The sequence below is a fragment of the Sphingomonas sp. BLCC-B65 genome, assembly GCF_028550675.1.
Lineage (GTDB): Bacteria > Actinomycetota > Actinomycetes > Actinomycetales > Microbacteriaceae > Microbacterium.
This window is the reverse complement of sequence record NZ_JAQQGL010000001.1, coordinates 613,231-630,627: the sequence shown is the minus strand read 5'-3', so window position 1 is coordinate 630,627 and position 17,397 is coordinate 613,231. Positions and strand designations below refer to the sequence as shown.

The following is a 17,397-nucleotide window of genomic DNA, read 5'->3' as shown; positions in this document are numbered from 1 at the left end:
ACCGGCACGGGTCCTCTTAGGAGGACGGGCGGGCGATGCAGCTGCGGCCATCCGTGGGCAGCTGCTGTACGGCGGAGGACAGTGCGCTGAGCACGTCGCGTCCGCTGACGACGTCGTAGTCGAGGTACACCTGCACCGCGGGGGTACGACCGAACGTGGTGAACCGGTACTTCGGCGCCTCGGAATCATCCATCAGCCAGTCGATGCCGTCGACGGTCTGGCAGACGAGCGTCGACGGTCCAGGCGCGTCGAGCCCGCACGTCAGCAGGACGCTGGCGGGGCTGCCCCACGCACCCGTGGCCTGGGCGTCGGTCCATCGGCGCGGCTGGCCGTCGACGGTGGCCGGCAGACGAGAGGTCACCGCCGCACATGCCGGGTCGTTGGCTCCCTTCGCCGGTGTCATCGAGACGGTGGAGCTGCAGCCGGCGGTACCGAGGGCGATGCCGAGCGCCACGGCCACGCTCAGAGGGGCGACGATCAGGCGCGAGCGGGACATCACTCCAGGCTACCGTGGAGCGGTGAGCACACCGATCGCCCCGACCATCCGCGACCTGGGGGAGCGGCAGCTCTTGTCGCGCATCTTCGCCGTCCTCGACGGCTCGTCGCGCGCGCTCGTCGGGCCCGGCGACGATGCCGCGGTGCTGGCGGCTCCGGACGGCCGCGTCGTGGTATCGACCGACACGCTCGTGCACGGCCCCGATTTCCGGCTCGCGTGGTCGAGCGGGGAAGACCTGGGCTGGAAGGCCGCCGCGGTCAACCTCTCCGACATCGCCGCGATGGGCGCCCGCCCGATCGCGCTGGTGGTGGCTCTCACGCTTCCCGATGACACGCCGGTCGCGTTCGTCGAGGCTCTCGCGCGCGGACTGCGGGCGGCGTGCGACGCACTCGCGCCGGGATGCGCGGTGGAGGGCGGGGATCTCGCGGCATCCGACACCCTGACGATCGCGGTCACGGTGCTCGGAGCGCTGGATGGCGTCGAGCCGGTGCGGCGGTGCGGGGCGCGGCCCGGTGACGTCGTCGCGGTGACGGGGCACCTGGGGGCGGCCGGGCGCGGTCTGGCCCTGCTGTTCGATCGCTTCCGCGATGCCGAGGGCCGCCCTCGCGCCGTCGATCCGTCGGTCCTCACCGACCGTGAGCGCGCCGATCTCGCTGCCCAGCTGCGTCCGCGCCCGCCGCTCGCGCTCGGTCCTCTGGCCGCGCGGTCGGGCGCGACCGCGATGATGGACGTGTCCGACGGACTTCTGCTGGATGCGACGCGTATGGCGGAAGCGTCCGGCGTGCGGATCGATCTGAGCCCGGAGCTGGACGAGATGGCGCTTCGCGGCGGGGAGGATCACGAGCTGCTCGCCACGTTCCCGTCCGGAGCCGCCCTGCCGGAGGGTTTTTGGCGTGTCGGCACCGTGATCGCCGACGCGACGCCACACGTCACCGTCGGAGGTGCGTCGTCAGCCGGCGTCGGCGGGTGGGATCCGCACCGGGACTGGGACGCGGCCCGCGGCTGATGCGGCCGAGGCGCCGCGCACCCCGGCGACGGCGCGGTCGACCGCCGTCGTCTCAGGACTGCGGGCGCACCCACCACAGCGTCGTGTCGCCGTAGCTCTTGTCGCGCTCGTACTGCAGCGCGACGGGCAGCGTGGGGGCGCCGGAGCGGGTCGCGCGCTCGACGACCACGAGCGCGTCGGGCGCCAGTCGCGGCGCGAGCAGTTCCAGCACGCGAGCGAGTTCGGTGTCGGCGAGGTCGTACGGCGGATCGATGAAGACGAGATCGAACGTGCCCGCGGCGGCCCGCAGGTACGCCTCGACGGAGCTGCGGTGCACCCGGATCGGCGTGCCCGGGAGCACCTTCGCGACGGTGCGAGCGTTGCGGTCGGCGACGGCCGCGGCGCGCGGTGCCTTCTCGACGAGATCGACGGATGCCGCGCCCCGGCTGGCTGCCTCGAGCCCGAGGGCGCCCGAACCGGCGAAAAGATCCAGCACGGCGGCTCCGTCGACGATGTCGGCCGCGTCCAGAGCGCCGAAGAGCGATTCACGCACGCGGTCGCTGGTCGGGCGCGTCCCGGCATCCGGGACACCGAGCGTGAGCGAACCGGCGGCTCCGGAGATGATGCGCGTCACGTGTTCACCCTAACCGTGGTCTGACGGACCCGCCGCGCCCGTCTCGTCGCGGAGCCGGGGCTCGGTGCGGCGCTCTGGCCGAAAGCCCGCCTTGTCGGCGTAGAAGGCACGGATGGCGTCCATGTCGCGGGTGACGTCACCCGTGAGAGCGAGCGTCGGCCCGAGCCCGGTCGTCATCGTTGTACGGTCGACGTAGCCGAGCGTCAGCGGCATGCCTGTCTCGCGGGCGATGCGGTAGAAGCCGTTCTTCCAGAACGCGTTGCCCCCGCGGGTGCCGTCGGGAGTGACCACGAGGCCGAAGACCTCCCCGGCGCGAATGCGGGCGACGATGTCCTCGACCACGCGGCCTGCGTCGGCACGGTCGACGGGGATGCCGCCGAGAGCGTTCATGACGGGTCGTCGCCAGCCGCGGAAGAGCGTGTCCTTGCCGAGCCAGTGGATGCGCATCCCCAGACGCCACGAGATGGCGAGCATGAACACGAAGTCCCAGTTGGACGTGTGCGGCGCGCCGATGAGTACGGTGGGGCGCTCCGGAGCGGGGGTCGTCGCCAGCCGCCACCGGCTGCACGACCAGAACACGCGGGCAACGGTGCGGCGGATCACGAGCCGACTCTACGGGTGTCTCCTGGACGATCCGTGCATGTCCGATCGCCCGGGGACGGCTACGGCGTCGGTGGGCCTCAATAGACTCGGAGCATGCCCGCGATCACGCTCGACACCGCTCTTGTCGATGCGCTGGGAGCTGCGACCGCGAAGCTGTTCGATCGGGCATTCGGCATGAGCACGGTGGCCGATCTCCTGACGCACTACCCGCGGCGATACGCCCGACGCGGCGAGCTCACGCCGATCGACTCTCTGCCGCTGGGCGAGCAGGTCACGATCGTCGCCGAAGTGCGCTCGGTATCGTCGCGACAGATGCGTCAACGGCGCGGTTCTCTTCTCGAGGTCGTGATCAGCGACGGCGCGGGAGCACTGACGCTCACGTTCTTCAACCAGGCGTGGCGCGCCAACGATCTCCAGGTGGGCCGTCAGGGGATGTTCTCGGGGAAGGTCGGCCAGTTCCAGGGGCACCAGCAGCTGGCTCATCCCGATTACACGCTCTTCGACGATGCCGACGCGGCGAGGTTGAACGCCCAGGCGCAGCAGCACACCCCGATTCCCATCTACCCGGCGACCAGCACGGTGGCGACATGGCAGGTGCAGAAGGCCGTCGCCACGGTGCTGGCTGCGTTGGCGCCGGTCTCCGACCCGCTGCCCGACTCCCTGCGCGCCGATGAGGGTCTGCTCGATGCGACCACGGCTCTGCGGCGGATCCACGCGCCCGAGAGCTTCGAGCAGATCGACGACGCGCGGCGCACGCTGCGCATGCACGAGGCGTTCATCCTGCAGACCGCGCTGCTCCAGCAGCGGCAGACCGTGCGGGCGATGGCCGCGACCTCGCGTCCGGCCGGCGCACTGTTGGACGACTTCGATTCGCGCCTGCCGTTCACCCGGACCCCCGACCAGGAGGCCGTCGGTGCGCAGATCGCCGCCGATCTGGAAGGTCCGTGGCCGATGAACCGTCTTGTTCAGGGAGAGGTCGGTTCGGGAAAGACGCTCGTGGCGCTGCGCGCCATGCTGCAGGTCGCGCAGTCCGGTGGGCAGTCTGCGCTGATCGCCCCCACCGAGGTGCTCGCGGCGCAGCACGTGCGCTCGATCGCGCGGATGCTGGGACCGCAGCTCGCTCCGGATCTGATGCCTACTCTGCTGACCGGGCAGCTGCCCGCCACCGAACGGCGCAAAGCGGCGTTGCGGGTGGCGTCGGGACAGGCGCGGATCGTCGTGGGAACGCATGCCCTGCTGAGCGCGTCGACGACGTTCGCCGACCTGGGGCTCGTCGTCGTCGACGAGCAGCACCGTTTCGGCGTCGAGCAGCGCGAGACGCTGCGAGCGAAGGGGACGGCGCCGCACGTGCTGGTGCTCACCGCGACACCCATTCCTCGCACGGTCGCGATGACCGTGTTCGGAGACCTGGACGTCTCCACCATCCGCACCCTTCCGAGCGGGAGAGCGGGCATCGCGACGCACGTCGCACCGCTCGCGGAGAAGCCCGGCTGGTTCGGACGCGTGTGGGAGCGCGCCGCCGAGGAGGTGGCCGCCGGACACCAGGTCTTCGTCGTCTGCGCCGCCATCGACGCCGAAGCCGTCGGTACCACGGCGAAGGATGCCGCGGAGGACGTTCCCGTCGATGTGGGCGCGCCCGAGGGCGAACAGCCGCGCACACGATGGGGTGTCGTCCAGGTCGCACAGATGCTCGACGGCATCCCCCTCTTCGACGGCCTGCGCGTCGAGATCCTTCACGGGAAGATGCCGGGGGAGCAGAAGGATGCCGTCATGCAGGCGTTCGCGGCCGGCCAGATCGACGTCCTCGTGGCGACCACGGTGGTGGAAGTCGGCGTCGACGTGCCCAATGCCTCGACGATGATCATCATGGAGGCCGATCGGTTCGGCGTCTCGCAGCTGCACCAGCTTCGCGGGCGGGTGGGTCGCGGTGCGGTCGCCGGCTTGTGTCTTCTCGTCACGGAGGCGCCGGAAGGGACGCCGGCCCGGTCTCGCGTGGAGGCGGTCGCCTCCACGACGGACGGCTTCCTGCTCGCCGAGATCGACCTCGAACTGCGCGGAGAGGGCGACGTGCTCGGAGATGCCCAGTCGGGGGCGCGCACCTCTCTGCGGCTTCTTCGGGTCGTCCAGGATGCCGATCTGATCGCGCGAGCCCGTGCGGCGGCGGCAGACGTGCTCTCCCGCGACCCGATGCTCGAAGAGCACCCCGGCCTCGTCGCAGCGATCGAGCGGCGCATCGGGCAACAGGAACGGGCGGCCCTGTCCAAGAGCTGATGGGGCTCGAAAGTGACGCCGCTAGGCTGGCGGCATGAACAACCGCATCGCGGTGGTCCCCGGTTCGTTCGATCCGCCGACCCTCGGACATCTCGACGTCATCCGCCGCGCCGCGGCCCTGTACGACGAGCTGCACGTGCTCGTCGTACACAACCCGGGCAAAGAGGCCATGCTGCCGATCGCACAGCGGCTGAGTCTGCTCGAGCAGTCGATCGGGGAGGAAGGCGTGGAAGGCAATGTCGTCGTCGCCTCCTGGAGCGTCGGGCTTCTGGTCGACTATGCCCAGGACGTCGACGCCGGCGTGCTCGTCAAGGGCATCCGGTCGCAGATCGACGTCGCCTACGAGACGCCGATGGCGATCGTCAACCGGCACCTGGCCGAGATCGAGACGGTGTTCCTGCTGCCCGACCCTGCGCACGCACTGGTGTCGAGTTCTCTCGTGCGACAAGTGGCCGCTTTGGGCGGCGATGTCTCGCCGTTCGTACCGGGGCCGGTCGCCCGCTTCCTCGATACAGGGGGACGGGCGGGCTGACCGCCGTCGATGCCCGCGGGGCGGCTAGCATTGCGTGGTGGTCAGAAAGCATGTGAGCGGTCCGTTCGTGTTCCCGGTGCGCGATATCTCGCATCGTGCGGGGGAGATGCGCGAGTTCGACATCGAGGTCCCCGCGCCGGCGAAATGGGGCGAGGGACTCGTGTCCGTTGCCGAGGGTGAGCCCATCGAGCTGGCCGTTCGTCTCGAGTCGGTCCACGAGGGCATTCTGGTGACCGCCGAGATCGACACCGAGTACTCCGGGGTCTGCGGCCGATGCCTCACCGACATCGCCCGGCCTGTCGAAGTCGAGTTTCAAGAGCTCTTCGGGTATCCTGGGACGGAAGCGATCGACTTCGAGGTTCAAGACGACCACGTGGATCTTGAAACTCCGGTCAGGGATGCGATCGTCCTCTCGCTTCCGTTCCAGCCGGTGTGCCAGCCGGACTGCCCGGGGCTCGACCCCATCACGGGTGAGAGGCTGGCCGCAGGAACCGTGCCGGAGATTCCGATCGACGAGCGCTGGGCCGCGCTGAAGGCCCTCACCCCAGACCCTGACGACGAGGCCTCGAGCCGCGTCGCCACCGACACAGAGAAGAGCTAGCCATGGCAGGTAACCCCCCGAAGCGGAAGGTCTCCCGCTCCAACACTCGTTCGCGTCGCGCACAGTGGAAGGCCGAGGCGCCCACGCTCGTCAAGACCGTCGAGAACGGCAAGGTCGTCTACAGCCGTCCCCACCAGGCGAAGGTCGTGACCGACTCGCAGGGTACCGAGCTGTTCCTCGAGTACAAGGGCCGCAAGGTCGCAGACATCTGATCGCGGCGGCCATCTGATGGCGGATGCCGTGATCGAGCACCGTGTGCTCTCCGACAAGCTCGGGGTCGATATCGACCCCGAGCTTCTGTCGGTTGCGCTGACACACCGCTCGTTCGCCTACGAGAACGGCGGGATCCCGCACAACGAGAGACTGGAGTTCCTCGGGGACTCGATCCTCGGTCAAGCGGTGACGGTGCACCTGTTCTTGACGCACCCTGAACTGGAAGAGGGTGCCCTGGCCAAGCGCCGGGCGAGCGTGGTCTCCACCGTCGCTCTCGCCGAGGTCGCCCGCGGTATCGACCTCGGCGCGCACCTGCGTCTCGGACGCGGTGAGGATCAGACCGGTGGGCGCGACAAGGACTCGATCCTCGCCGACACGATGGAAGCGGTCATCGGCGCCACATTCCTCTCCTCCGGGCCGGAAGCGGCCACGGCACTCGTGCTGCGCCTCGTCGAGCCGCTGATGGCGGACCCCGACCGCTACGGCGCCGCGATGGATCCGAAGACGAGCCTCCAGGAGCTCGCAGCGCGGCTCAACCTCGCGCCGCCGTCGTACGTGATCACCGCCGAAGGCCCCGATCACAATCGCGTGTTCACCGCGACGGTGAGCGTCGGCGAGGCGTCTGCGGCGGGCGTCGGTTCCAGCAAGAAGCAGGCGGAGATGGCTGCGGCGCTGACGCTCTGGCGCCTTCTCAGCGATCGTGCCTGAGCTTCCCGAAGTCGAAGTCGTCCGCGCTGGACTCGCCCCGGCGCTTGCCGGCGCCCGCATCATCGGGGTCGATGCGCGGGACCCGCGAGCGCTGACGCGCCACGACGGCGACGCCGTCTCGTTCGAACGCGAGCTGGTGGGTCGACGGGTGACGAGCGTGGCGCGGCGCGGGAAGTTCCTGTGGATGCCGTTGGCTCCGGCATCCGCTAGGGCCCGTCGTGCGATCATCGCCCACCTCGGGATGAGCGGTCAGATGCTGCTGCGTGCTCCGGGCGCGCCTGCGGAGCGTCACGAACGCGTGCGCATCGATATCGATCACCCTGAGCACGGAGAGCTCGCCGTGGTGTTCGCCGACCAACGGACCTTCGGATCCCTCGCGATCGATGAACTGGTGCCCACCGCCGACGGCCATGCCGGCGGGTGGGGGAGCGCCGAGGCGCTCGTCCCCTCGCAAGTCGCCCAAATCGGGCGAGACCCGCTCGATGACGCCTTCGATGACGCCGCCGTCCGGGATCGCGTGCGGGCGAAGCGTTCCGCGATCAAACGCGTGCTTCTCGATCAGACCGTGCTCAGCGGCGTCGGGAACATCTACGCGGATGAGGCGCTGTGGGCTGCGCGGATCCACCCCGAGTCGCCCGCCGCTGCCCTCAACGAGCGCGACGTGACCCGCCTGTTCGCCGAGGTGCGGGCCGTGCTGCTGAAGGCCTTGGCCGAAGGCGGAACCAGCTTCGACGCGCAGTATGTGAATGTCAACGGCCAGGCCGGCTACTTCGCTCATTCGCTCAACGTCTACGGCAGGGACGGCTTGCCCTGCCCGCGATGCGGACGTCCCATCGTGCGCGCATCGTTCATGAACCGGTCCAGCCACTACTGTCCACGCTGCCAGCGCCTCAGCTGAGACGCTTCTGCCACTCGCCGGCACAGGACACCGGCGTGAACCCGATGGCCTCGTTGATCACGAGCATTGGTTCATTCTCCTCGGCGTTGTAGGTCTCGACGTGCGTCACCTGCGGAAAGAACTCGCGCAGGCGCGCGAGGGTCGCGCACTTGACCCACGTGCCCAGCCGGCGACCGCGATGTTCCGCGCGTACGAGCGTGTCGTTCTGGTGCGCGATCGTCGGATCGGCCGGTGAGACGTTCAGCTCGTTCAGCGCGACGAGCACTCCTGACGGCTCATGCCGCACCGCCCCGATCAGGCGCCGCACACCGCCGACGGCGTCGTGTGCCTCGATGCGCGCGATGCGCTCGGCATCCCACTCGCCGTCTTCGACGTCGACGTTGCCCGAGGGGGCGTCGGTGGCCATTCGCGACTTCAGGTCGGCCAGCGCGGGCGCAAGAGCTGCGGGCGTGGGCGAGAGCCAGAACAGGTAGCGATAGTCGTCGCCGGCGTGGGTGCGCGCACGCGCGCAGAGCGCATCCGTGTGAAGGGCAGTGGACCTGAGGTCGAGGGTGCTCTGACGATAGACCTGCTCCAACCGGAACCCCCGTCTCCGTGCGAACATCGCCGTCGCATCGCGGGGCACGGATCCGAATCCGGTCGATGCCCGCAGGCCCGCACCGCCGGAATGCCTGTGTTCGGTCCAGGACTGCAGCACCGAGCGGCCCAACTCGGCTGCGATGGCCTCGGCCTCGCGCAGCAGACGCGTGCCGATGCCCTGACGGCGGTGTTCTGCGTGCACACGTACCATCACGCCCGCGGTCCGAGACTGCGCATCGGGGAGATGATCGACGCTCGCCGTACCGAGGATGAGGCCGTTGCGCTCCGCGAGACGTCCGATCACCGGGCGATCCGACTGATCCTGCCACGCGGCCAGAACCTGAGGGAGCGTCAGGTCATAGGCGCTCGAGCCATGCACGTGAGCGGCGTGCGCATTGCGCAATTGCCGCACCGCCTCGAGGTCCACGATTTCCGGTGCATCGATCGAGTGCGGTACCCGGATGGAGCGGACGGTGACATCGATCACGTCAGCACCTTCTTCCATGCCCCGTTGTAGGCGACGGGCACGAAGCCGATTCTCTCGTTGATGTCGAGCATCGGCCGGTTCTCCTCCGCGTTGTAGGTGATGACCTTCGGCGACTGCGGGGCGACATCGCGGCGCCAGGTCTGCAGGCCCGCGCACTTGACGAGCTGTCCGAGCCGATGGCCTCGGTGCTCGCGAAGCACCAGGGTGTCCTCCTGGTGACTCGGACCGGTCGCATCGGTGCCGAGGACGAGCTCGTTGAATGCCACCAGGTGACCGCTGTCGATATGCTGGGCCGCGGTGACGAGTTTGGTGCGGCCCGACTGGACGTACTTGGCGTCGTGGCGAGCGACCCGCTCGGCATCCCAGTTCTCCTCGTCGAAGTCGAGATCGGCGCTCGGTGCGTCCGTCGACATGCGGGATTTCATCCAGGCGTACGCCTCGACATGCGCCGCCGGCGTCACGCCCTGCCATTGGACGACGCGGTATCCGCCCGATGCCGTCACAGCCTCGGTGAGCAGGCGGTCGATGTTCGTGTCGGCGCCCGCGAGGATCAGCTCGCTCTGACGCTCGATCTGTTCCAGGGTGTAGCCGTGGCGCAGGTAGAAGCGCGCCGCATGGTCGCGCGGAATCGTTCCGTAGCCGGTGGGTGCACTCAACCGCTCGCCGTCGGCATCCGGATGCTGCGCCCACGACTGCAGGATCGTGCGATCGTGTTCGCGTGCGGTCTGCTCGATCAGGGCGTAGCCGGCGGATCCGATGCCGCGACCGTGGTACGAGCGGAGCAGTTCGACAAGCCAGAAGGCGGTGCGAGATCCGTCTTCCAGCGGCAGATCGACGCCGACGCGACCGACGAACTCGTCGTCGACGATCACCGCCCACGCACGACGGATCTCGTTCGGATCCGGCTGGTAATGCGGCAGCAGTTCTTCCGGGGTCATCGCGTCGTCGTCGTTGCCGGCGATCTCGCGATAGACGAGGTTGCGTACGCGGGTGAACTCGCGGAAGTCGGCGGCGTCGCCGGCATCCATGGAGGCAGGGATCGTGAGGGGGCGGAACTGGAGTCCGGGAATCGCGGTGGTCATGAGATGTCCTTGAGATGGGGCCGGGGCGTCGCGGTCGGACGCCCCGGCCCGGGGCGGATCAGAGGTACGGAAGGATCTGTCGGCGACGCTGCCATTCGAGCTCGCGCTGCTCGCGCTCGCGCTCGGCGAGACGGATGCGGCGGCGTTCGGGGTCGTTGGCGTGCAGGACCGACGCGATGAAGGTATGCATCGTGGTGCTTTCGGTGGGTGCGCGCGGATGCGCGGCGGGCAGAGTGAGAGGCCGGGCTGCGGCGGGGGCACACGCAACGAGAAGTCGTGGGTGCCGGAAGGCTGTGTGCGAGAGCGAACTCGCACCTCGACGAGGCGAGGGCGGAGTTCTCCTCTGATCGCGTCAGCAGGCGCCGCGGAAGGCGTCGAAGGAGACGGCCCCCGCGGGCTCACGGAACCAGAAGGAACGCATCGCGGATGCGATGCGGCCGGTGGCGTTCATACGAATCATGTCGGGGACCTCCTTTCTCGACTTCAGACGCGATCTGTGACGATAGCGGGTGTTCTCGACGCGCGTCAAGCGAGGATCCGCGTGTCGTTCCGCTAGCGTGGGTGGACGATCACCCAGGAGGACCCGCGGATGCACCTGAAGAGCCTGACGCTCAAAGGCTTCAAGTCGTTCGCGCAACCGACCACTTTCGCGCTCGAGCCCGGCGTCACCTGCATCGTCGGTCCGAACGGTTCCGGCAAGTCGAACGTGGTCGACGCTCTCGCCTGGGTCATGGGCGAGCAGGGCGCGAAGACCCTTCGCGGCGGGAAGATGGAAGACGTCATCTTCGCGGGCACCTCTACGCGCGGTCCGCTCGGCCGCGCCGAGGTGCAGTTGACGATCGACAACAGCGACGGGGCGCTGCCGATCGAGTACAGCGAGGTCACGATCAGCCGCACGCTGTTCCGCAACGGAACCAGTGAGTACGCGATCAACGGCGCGAGCTGCCGCCTGCTCGATGTGCAGGAGCTGTTGAGCGACTCCGGGCTCGGGCGCGAGATGCACGTGATCGTGGGCCAGGGCCGTCTGGACAGCGTGCTGCAAGCGAGCCCCGAGGACCGTCGCGGCTTCGTGGAGGAGGCCGCCGGCATCCTGAAGCATCGTCGACGCAAGGAGAAGACTCTTCGCAAGCTCGAAGCGATGGAGGCGAATCTCACGCGACTCAGCGACCTTGCCGGAGAGCTGCGTCGACAGCTGAAGCCGCTCGGCAAGCAGGCGGAGATCGCTCGCGAGGCGGCGACGATCGCGGCAGTGGTGCGTGACGCCAAGGCCCGCCTGTTCGCTGATGAACTGGTCGGTCTGCGTGCGCAGCTCGCCGACCACGCCCGCACCGAGCAGGAGCGCAGCGCCGAGCGCCTCGTGCTGCAGGATCAGTCGGAGCAGCTGAAGCTGCGCATCGATGCGCTGGAGGCGCAGCAGCGCTCGGAAGCCGTGGATGCGGCGCGGGCCGTCGCCTTCGGTTTGGAACGCGTGCAGGAGCGACTGCGCGGTCTCTTCTCGCTCGCGGGCCAGCGTCTCGCTCTGCTCGAAGACGACGGCACGCTCGGGATCGAGGTCGCCACGGTCAGCCAGGCCGCGATCGACGAGGCACGGGCGGAGATCGATGAGATCTCGGCCGGACTCGGAGGCGCTCAGGATGCCGCGGAGGCGGCCGCGCGCGACGTGATGCGGGCCCGTGCCGAACTCGACGCGCTCGACTCCGACATCGCGGCCCAGAGCGCGCTCGTGTCCGCGCACGACATGCGCATCACGAAACTTCGCGGAGCCGCAGATGCCGCAGCATCCCGCCTGGAGGCCGTGCGCGCGGGCGTCGAACGCCAGCAGCGTGCGCTCGACGCGGCCCTGGCGCGGCGCGCAGAAGCGGAAGAGGCACTCGCAGGGGTCGATCCCGAACTGGTCACCGAGGGATCCTCTGCCGAGCACGCTGCCGCTTACGAGCGTGCGCAGCGCGACGCCACCGCCGCCGAGAACGAGGTCGGGGCGATCCGTGAGCGGCTTCACGCCGCCGAACGCGAACGCGAATCCCTGACGGCGCAGACCGCGGCGCTCGGACGGGCGCTGGATGTCCGCAACGCCGCGGCCGAGATGATCGCGGTCGGAGGCGCCGGCATCCGCGGCCTGGTCGGCGACGCGGTCAAGGTGCGCTCGGGGTACGAAGCGGCGATCGCAGCCGCGCTGGGGGCGCTCGCGGAGGGGCTGCTCGTCGACGACATCGACGCGGGTATCGCCGCCGCTCGCGCTGCGCGCGACGCCGACCTCGGCCGGCTCGACATCACGATCGCCGACGTGGAAGCGGGTGCGCCGGCGGCGGCGATCCCCGAGGGAGCGATCGCCGCTGCGGAGGTGGTGACTGCACCGGCCGGCATCCTCGGCATCCTCGCCCGTGTCCTGATCGTCGACGACCTCGATTCCGCGCACGCCGTCCGCCGCAGGATCATCGACGTTCCGGATGCCGCGACGACTATCGTCACGCGCGCGGGCGAGCGGGTGACGTCGTACACGATCCACGCCGGCTCCGGGGCCGGACGCTCGCGGCTGGAGCTGGCGGCGGAGCGAGATGCCGCCGCCGAACGCCTCGCGGAGATCACGGTCGTCGCAGACTCGCTCCGCGAGGCTCTCTCGGACGCCCAGACGACCTGGAACGACGCACGGGCGCGGACGAAGGATGCGCTTCAGAGCCTGCGCGAACACGATGCCGCCCTCGCGGCGCACACCGAGCAGGTCAACCGCGCCACCGTGCGTCATGAGGCAGCCGTCGCAGAGTGCGAGCGGTTGGAGGCCGGGCTCGCTCAGGCGTCGTCCGCGGTCGCGGATGCCGAGAGAGCAGCACGCGTCGCCAACGACGCCTTCGAGGGTGCCCAGCAGGCTCCCCGTCCGATCCTGGACGCCTCCGCGCGTGACGGTCTGCTCGACGCTCTGGAGAGTGCGCGCGACCGCGAGATGCGCGCACGTCTGGATGTCGAGACGCTGCGCGAGCGCGTGCGCGCCGGAGAGGGACGTGTCGATCAGCTCGTGCGCCAGCGCGAACGCGAGCGCGCGGCGGCGGCGGAGGCCGCCCGCCGCGCCGTGATCCGTCGTGCACAGCGTGCGCTGGCGGCCGAGGTCGCAGATGCGCTGCCGCCGGTACTGGACTCGGTCGATCGTTCGGTCACCCAGGCACGCGTGGAGCTTCAACTCGCCGAGCAGGCACGCACCGCGCTGACCGCCGAACTGACCTCCCTGCGCGCCGAGGAGGCGACCGTGCGCGAGCGGCTCGGGCGACTCACCGAAAGCGTCCACGGACTCGAGTTGCAGATGCACGAGAAACGCCTGCACGTCACGAGTCTGCTGGACCGCGTCCGATCCGAGTTGAGCCTCGACGAACATATTCTGGTTGCGGAATACGGCCCCGATGTTCCGCTGCCCTCGGACGAAGGCGAAGAGGGCGTGGCGTACGACCGGGCGGCGCAGCGCAAGAGACTGCAGGATGCCGAGCGCAAGCTCGGCCAGCTCGGGCGCGTCAATCCGCTCGCGCTCGAGGAGTACGCCGCGCTCGAGCAGCGGCACGCGTTCCTCACCGAGCAGCTCGCCGATCTCGTCCAGACGCGCTCCGACCTGCAGACGATCATCGCGGAGCTCGACGAACGCATGCAGACCATCTTCCTCGCGGCCTTCGAAGACACGCGCGTCGCTTTCGGCGAGGTGTTCCCGATTCTGTTCCCGGGCGGCTCCGGCAGCATCTCCCTGACCGACCCGGACAATCCTCTGACGACGGGGATCGAGGTCTCGGTGCGTCCCGTCGGCAAGAAGATCGAGCGTCTGTCGCTGCTGTCCGGCGGAGAGCGCTCTCTCGCCGCCGTCGCGCTGCTGACCGCGATCTTCATGGCGCGACCGAGCCCCTTCTACATCCTCGACGAGGTCGAAGCCGCCCTTGACGACGCCAATCTCGGCAGACTGCTCGGCGTGTTCGAGAAGCTCCGCGCGTCCAGCCAGCTGATCGTGATCACCCATCAGAAGCGCACGATGGAGATCGCGGACGCGCTCTACGGGGTCTCGATGCGGCAGGACGGCGTCTCCGCGGTGGTCGGTCAGCGCGTCCGCGAACGCGCCGACGCGTGATCCCCAGAACGCGGGCATACGTCGCGGCGAGAGGGGTGGAGCGCGCCGACCCGTAGGCTGAAGTCATGGCGGAGAACTCCTGGTCGCTCGGCCGCGCCCTGCGCGGCATGTTTGTGAAGCCGACGATCGACGACAACACGTGGGAGGACCTCGAGACGGCACTTCTCACCGCCGACTTCGGTCCCGACATCACCGAGCGGATCGTCGACGAGCTCCGTGAGAAGGTCGAGCGGTTCCGCACGACCGATCCGCGCGATCTCCAGCGGATGCTCAAAGAGACCCTGGAAGAGCGTTTCGCGAAATTCGACACCACCCTCCGGCTCACCGAACGTCCCGCTGTCGTCCTCGTCGTCGGGGTGAACGGCGTCGGCAAGACGACCACGATCGGCAAGTTCGCGAAGTTCCTCCAGCGCTATGGTCGTTCCGTCGTCGTCGGCGCCGCCGACACCTTCCGTGCGGCGGCCGTCGATCAGCTGGCCACGTGGGCAGAGCGGGGGGGAGCGGCGATCGTCCGCCCCCAGCACGAGGGCCAGGACCCGGCATCGGTCGCCTTCCAGACCATCGACTACGCCAAGCAGAACGGCGTCGAGATCGTCCTCGTCGACACCGCCGGACGCCTCCACACGAAGGGTGGGCTCATGGACGAGCTCACGAAGATCCGCCGCGTCATCGAGAAGCAGGCGCCCATCAGCGAGGTGCTGCTCGTTCTCGATGCGACTACGGGGCAGAACGGCGTCATGCAGGCCGAGGCCTTCCTCCAGCACGCCGGCGTCACCGGTCTCGTGATCACGAAGCTCGACGGTTCGGCCAAGGGCGGCTTCGTTCTCGCCGTTCAGGAACGCACCGGCATCCCCGTCAAGCTCCTCGGCCAGGGTGAAGGCGTCGGTGACCTGACCGGCTTCACGCCGCACGTGTTCGCCTCGGCGCTCGTGGACTGATCGCGCAGCGGGGTCGCGCACGGACGCCGAGGATGGTTGCATAGGGTCATGGCGATCGAGCACGACTACTTCGGGCTGTTGGAGTCCGGGCCGGACGGATCCATCTTCTGGTCCGAGGTCGTCGACTTCGCCGACCAGCGGGTCACCGTCGATCTGACCGCACCCGATCAGGACGACGTCTCCGCCGCCGCACTCGATGTCGCGGCCGCCATGATCAACGCGCTGGAGCAGATCGACCTGCAGGCCCGCAACGCGATGGTGGCCGAGCTCGACGACCGTACCAGCGAGGTCACCGAGTACCTCCTTCAGCAGCAGGAGGCGCTGGGAGAAGATCTGGAAGACGTCCTCGTCGACATCTCCGGCGACACGCACATCGACATCATCCGGTCGCTGCAGCTCGTGAGCATGACGATCCTCGCCGACGAGCACGGTGGAACGGATCCCTTCGCCGTCCTCGAGTACGCCCTCGACCCCGACGCCACCGATGAAGTGCTGCTGGTGAATCTGACCAGCGACGGCGACGTGCAGTCGGTCACCAGCGCCGACTGACCGTCGTCCGCGGTGCCGCGCGCCTCACACCGCTTGCGCGAAGCCGAGCTCGGTGTCGGCGAGGTGCGACAGGTGTGCCGGGATTTCCCGTCCCTTGGCGACCATCGACTGGGCCCACAGCCGCCCCGCCCGGTAGGACGATCGAACCAGGGGACCGGCCAGAATGCCGAGAAAGCCGATCCGCTCTGCCTCCTGCTTGAACGCCACGAACTCGTCCGGCTTCACCCACCTCGCAACCGGAAGGTGCCGAGGCGAGGGCCGCAGGTACTGAGTGATCGTGATGATGTCGGTGCCGGCCTCGTGCAGGTCCTGGAGGGCCTGGATGACCTCCTCCGGCTCCTCGCCCATGCCGAGGATGAGGTTCGACTTCGTGATCAGCCCTGCGGCCCGCGCCTGCGTGAGCACGTCGAGCGAGCGCTCGTACCGGAAGGCGGGCCGAATGCGCTTGAAGATACGGGGAACGGTCTCGACGTTGTGCGCGAAGACCTCGGGACGAGCCGCGAACACCTCATCGAGGAGACGAGGCTCCCCGTTGAAGTCCGTGGCAAGCAGTTCGACGCCGGTTCCCGGATTGACGGCATGGATCTGCCGGATGGTCTCGGCATTGAGCCAGGCGCCGCCATCCGGGAGGTCGTCGCGCGCGACGCACGTGACGGTGGCGTAGCGCAGCTGCATGCGACGCACGCTGTCGGCGACGCGTCGCGGCTCATCCGTGTCGTAGTCGGCCGGCTTGCCGGTATCGATCTGGCAGAAGTCGCAGCGCCGCGTGCACTGCGACCCACCGATCAGGAAGGTGGCCTCCCGATCCTCCCAGCACTCGTAGATGTTGGGACATCCCGCTTCCTGGCAGACCGTGTGCAGCCCCTCGCCCTTCACGAGCGACTGCAGCGCCTGGTACTCCGGACCCATCTTCGCCTTCGTGCGAATCCACTCGGGCTTTCGCTCGATCGGCGTCTGCGCATTGCGCACCTCGAGGCGCAGGAGCTTCCGGCCCTCGGGGACGTTCGCGGGGCCGGCCTCGCCGCCGGTCGGGGTGATTCCGCAGGCGCTCACGCGGCCACCTCCGCGGGCGCGGCGAACGAAGCGCGGAAAGCGTCGGCGACCGCAGCGTGCACGTCGGCGGGAGAGACGTCGCGACCCAGCACCTCGCTGATGGTCGTCACCCCGGCGTCCGAGATGCCGCACGGCACGATCTGGGAGAAAGGACGAAGCGAGTTGTCGCAGTTGAGGGCGAAGCCGTGCATCGTGACGCCGCGCTGGACGCGGACGCCGATCGCTGCGATCTTGTCCTCGGAGAGCGGGCGGCGCACCCAGACGCCGGAGCGTCCCTCGACGCGGTAGCCGTCGACGCCCAGCGTGTCCAGCACGTCGATGAGGATCTGCTCGAGCCGGCGCACGTGGGCGACGACGTCCACGGGTTCGGTGAGTCGAACGATCGGGTAGCCGACGAGCTGGCCGGGTCCGTGCCACGTGATCTTGCCGCCGCGGTCCACATCGACGACCGGCGTACCGTCGGTGGGCCGTTCGTTTCGCGCTGTGCGCGCACCCGCGGTGAAGACGGCCTCATGCTCCAGGAGCAGCAGCGTGTCGGGGCGCTGCCCGGCGACGACGTCGGCGTGGATGTCGCGCTGCAGCGCCCACCCGTCGGTGTACGCAATGAAGTCGGGCGCGAGGCCGACGGTCTGCACGTCGAGCATGGTGGGCTCCTTCGCGAATGGAGGGCGG

Annotated in this window: 18 protein-coding genes; 10 read left to right on the top strand and 8 right to left on the bottom strand. The window is 69.1% G+C overall.

What is annotated here, in order from left to right; translation table 11 throughout:
* Positions 1-16 precede the first annotated feature (16 nt).
* Positions 17-496, bottom strand: a complete 480-nt coding sequence (locus PP359_RS03115) for a DUF3515 family protein (protein ID WP_036318211.1) — start codon at positions 494-496, stop codon at positions 17-19.
* A 22-nt stretch (positions 497-518) separates the two neighbouring features.
* Between PP359_RS03115 and thiL the strand changes: the two genes are divergently transcribed.
* Positions 519-1,502 carry a thiamine-phosphate kinase gene (gene thiL, locus PP359_RS03110; RefSeq protein ID WP_499249884.1) on the top strand — a complete coding sequence of 328 codons (984 nt, stop codon included), beginning with the start codon at positions 519-521 and terminating at the stop codon, positions 1,500-1,502.
* 52 nt (positions 1,503-1,554) lie between these two features.
* Here the strand turns inward: thiL and rsmD are convergent, their stop codons facing one another.
* Together rsmD and PP359_RS03100 are read right to left on the bottom strand one after the other, a co-directional pair.
* Positions 1,555-2,115 carry a 16S rRNA (guanine(966)-N(2))-methyltransferase RsmD gene (rsmD, locus tag PP359_RS03105; RefSeq protein ID WP_499249883.1) on the bottom strand — a complete coding sequence of 187 codons (561 nt, stop codon included), beginning with the start codon at positions 2,113-2,115 and terminating at the stop codon, positions 1,555-1,557.
* Between the two features lie 9 nt (positions 2,116-2,124).
* Positions 2,125-2,718 carry a 1-acyl-sn-glycerol-3-phosphate acyltransferase gene (locus PP359_RS03100; RefSeq protein WP_135949123.1) on the bottom strand — a complete coding sequence of 198 codons (594 nt, stop codon included), beginning with the start codon at positions 2,716-2,718 and terminating at the stop codon, positions 2,125-2,127.
* 93 nt (positions 2,719-2,811) lie between these two features.
* Between PP359_RS03100 and PP359_RS03095 the strand changes: the two genes are divergently transcribed.
* From PP359_RS03095 to mutM, 6 genes are all read left to right on the top strand, one after another.
* The gene (locus PP359_RS03095) at positions 2,812-4,989 is read left to right on the top strand and encodes an ATP-dependent DNA helicase RecG (protein ID WP_499249882.1); all 2,178 of its coding nucleotides are present in this window, start codon (positions 2,812-2,814) and stop codon (positions 4,987-4,989) included.
* Positions 4,990-5,023: 34 nt separating this feature from the next.
* On the top strand, positions 5,024-5,521 hold the full coding sequence (gene coaD, locus PP359_RS03090) for a pantetheine-phosphate adenylyltransferase (protein ID WP_036285302.1): 498 nt from the start codon (positions 5,024-5,026) through the stop codon (positions 5,519-5,521).
* Positions 5,522-5,627: 106 nt separating this feature from the next.
* Positions 5,628-6,122, top strand: a complete 495-nt coding sequence (locus PP359_RS03085) for a YceD family protein (RefSeq protein ID WP_239640009.1) — start codon at positions 5,628-5,630, stop codon at positions 6,120-6,122.
* A gap of 2 nt (positions 6,123-6,124) precedes the next feature.
* Positions 6,125-6,334, top strand: coding sequence for a 50S ribosomal protein L32 (rpmF, locus tag PP359_RS03080; protein WP_005050211.1), 210 nt, complete (start codon positions 6,125-6,127; stop codon positions 6,332-6,334).
* Positions 6,335-6,362: 28 nt separating this feature from the next.
* Positions 6,363-7,043, top strand: coding sequence for a ribonuclease III (gene rnc / locus PP359_RS03075; RefSeq protein ID WP_499249881.1), 681 nt, complete (start codon positions 6,363-6,365; stop codon positions 7,041-7,043).
* Positions 7,036-7,941 carry a bifunctional DNA-formamidopyrimidine glycosylase/DNA-(apurinic or apyrimidinic site) lyase gene (gene mutM, locus PP359_RS03070; RefSeq protein WP_499249880.1) on the top strand — a complete coding sequence of 302 codons (906 nt, stop codon included), beginning with the start codon at positions 7,036-7,038 and terminating at the stop codon, positions 7,939-7,941. Before rnc ends, mutM begins: the two co-directional genes overlap by 8 nt.
* On the opposite strand, the gene PP359_RS03065 is transcribed toward mutM, so the two are convergent.
* Genes PP359_RS03065 through PP359_RS03055 form a run of 3 tightly spaced genes read right to left on the bottom strand, consistent with a single transcriptional unit; the run spans position 7,934 to position 10,279 of the window.
* On the bottom strand, positions 7,934-9,007 hold the full coding sequence (locus tag PP359_RS03065; protein WP_499249879.1) for a GNAT family N-acetyltransferase: 1,074 nt from the start codon (positions 9,005-9,007) through the stop codon (positions 7,934-7,936). The two genes, mutM and PP359_RS03065, sit on opposite strands and share 8 nt — an antisense overlap.
* On the bottom strand, positions 9,004-10,089 hold the full coding sequence (locus PP359_RS03060; protein ID WP_039416900.1) for a GNAT family N-acetyltransferase: 1,086 nt from the start codon (positions 10,087-10,089) through the stop codon (positions 9,004-9,006). Before PP359_RS03060 ends, PP359_RS03065 begins: the two co-directional genes overlap by 4 nt.
* A gap of 58 nt (positions 10,090-10,147) precedes the next feature.
* On the bottom strand, positions 10,148-10,279 hold the full coding sequence (locus PP359_RS03055) for a hypothetical protein (RefSeq protein WP_255266054.1): 132 nt from the start codon (positions 10,277-10,279) through the stop codon (positions 10,148-10,150).
* Positions 10,280-10,678: 399 nt separating this feature from the next.
* On the opposite strand from PP359_RS03055, the gene smc reads away from it, so the two are divergent.
* The 3 genes from smc (at position 10,679) to PP359_RS03040 (ending at position 15,672) form a co-directional block, all read left to right on the top strand.
* The gene (gene smc, locus PP359_RS03050) at positions 10,679-14,185 is read left to right on the top strand and encodes a chromosome segregation protein SMC (RefSeq protein ID WP_499249878.1); all 3,507 of its coding nucleotides are present in this window, start codon (positions 10,679-10,681) and stop codon (positions 14,183-14,185) included.
* Positions 14,186-14,250: 65 nt separating this feature from the next.
* Positions 14,251-15,123: a signal recognition particle-docking protein FtsY gene (gene ftsY / locus PP359_RS03045; RefSeq protein WP_036320575.1), complete on the top strand. Its 873-nt coding sequence runs from the start codon at positions 14,251-14,253 to the stop codon at positions 15,121-15,123.
* A gap of 48 nt (positions 15,124-15,171) precedes the next feature.
* Positions 15,172-15,672, top strand: coding sequence for a DUF2004 domain-containing protein (locus tag PP359_RS03040; RefSeq protein WP_036320573.1), 501 nt, complete (start codon positions 15,172-15,174; stop codon positions 15,670-15,672).
* 24 nt (positions 15,673-15,696) lie between these two features.
* On the opposite strand, the gene lipA is transcribed toward PP359_RS03040, so the two are convergent.
* Both lipA and lipB read right to left on the bottom strand, forming a co-directional pair.
* The gene (gene lipA / locus PP359_RS03035) at positions 15,697-16,725 is read right to left on the bottom strand and encodes a lipoyl synthase (RefSeq protein ID WP_083868029.1); all 1,029 of its coding nucleotides are present in this window, start codon (positions 16,723-16,725) and stop codon (positions 15,697-15,699) included.
* Positions 16,722-17,369 (bottom strand): lipoyl(octanoyl) transferase LipB, encoded by a 648-nt coding sequence (lipB, locus tag PP359_RS03030; protein WP_295774616.1) that lies wholly within the window; start codon positions 17,367-17,369, stop codon positions 16,722-16,724. Before lipB ends, lipA begins: the two co-directional genes overlap by 4 nt.
* Between the last annotated feature and the right edge of the window lie 28 nt (positions 17,370-17,397).

Bases quoted from the DNA above. Each gene is read 5' to 3' on its own strand.
- PP359_RS03060 (WP_039416900.1), bottom strand. From the start codon at position 10,089: ATGACCACCGCGATTCCCGGACTCCAGTTCCGCCCCCTCACGATCCCT.
- coaD (WP_036285302.1), top strand. From the start codon at position 5,024: ATGAACAACCGCATCGCGGTGGTCCCCGGTTCGTTCGATCCGCCGACC.
- PP359_RS03085 (WP_239640009.1), top strand. From the start codon at position 5,628: ATGCGCGAGTTCGACATCGAGGTCCCCGCGCCGGCGAAATGGGGCGAG.
- lipB (WP_295774616.1), bottom strand. From the start codon at position 17,369: ATGCTCGACGTGCAGACCGTCGGCCTCGCGCCCGACTTCATTGCGTAC.
- ftsY (WP_036320575.1), top strand. From the start codon at position 14,251: ATGGCGGAGAACTCCTGGTCGCTCGGCCGCGCCCTGCGCGGCATGTTT.
- PP359_RS03040 (WP_036320573.1), top strand. From the start codon at position 15,172: ATGGCGATCGAGCACGACTACTTCGGGCTGTTGGAGTCCGGGCCGGAC.
- PP359_RS03115 (WP_036318211.1), bottom strand. From the start codon at position 496: ATGTCCCGCTCGCGCCTGATCGTCGCCCCTCTGAGCGTGGCCGTGGCG.
- PP359_RS03055 (WP_255266054.1), bottom strand. From the start codon at position 10,279: ATGCATACCTTCATCGCGTCGGTCCTGCACGCCAACGACCCCGAACGC.
- PP359_RS03095 (WP_499249882.1), top strand. From the start codon at position 2,812: ATGCCCGCGATCACGCTCGACACCGCTCTTGTCGATGCGCTGGGAGCT.
- smc (WP_499249878.1), top strand. From the start codon at position 10,679: ATGCACCTGAAGAGCCTGACGCTCAAAGGCTTCAAGTCGTTCGCGCAA.
- rpmF (WP_005050211.1), top strand. From the start codon at position 6,125: ATGGCAGGTAACCCCCCGAAGCGGAAGGTCTCCCGCTCCAACACTCGT.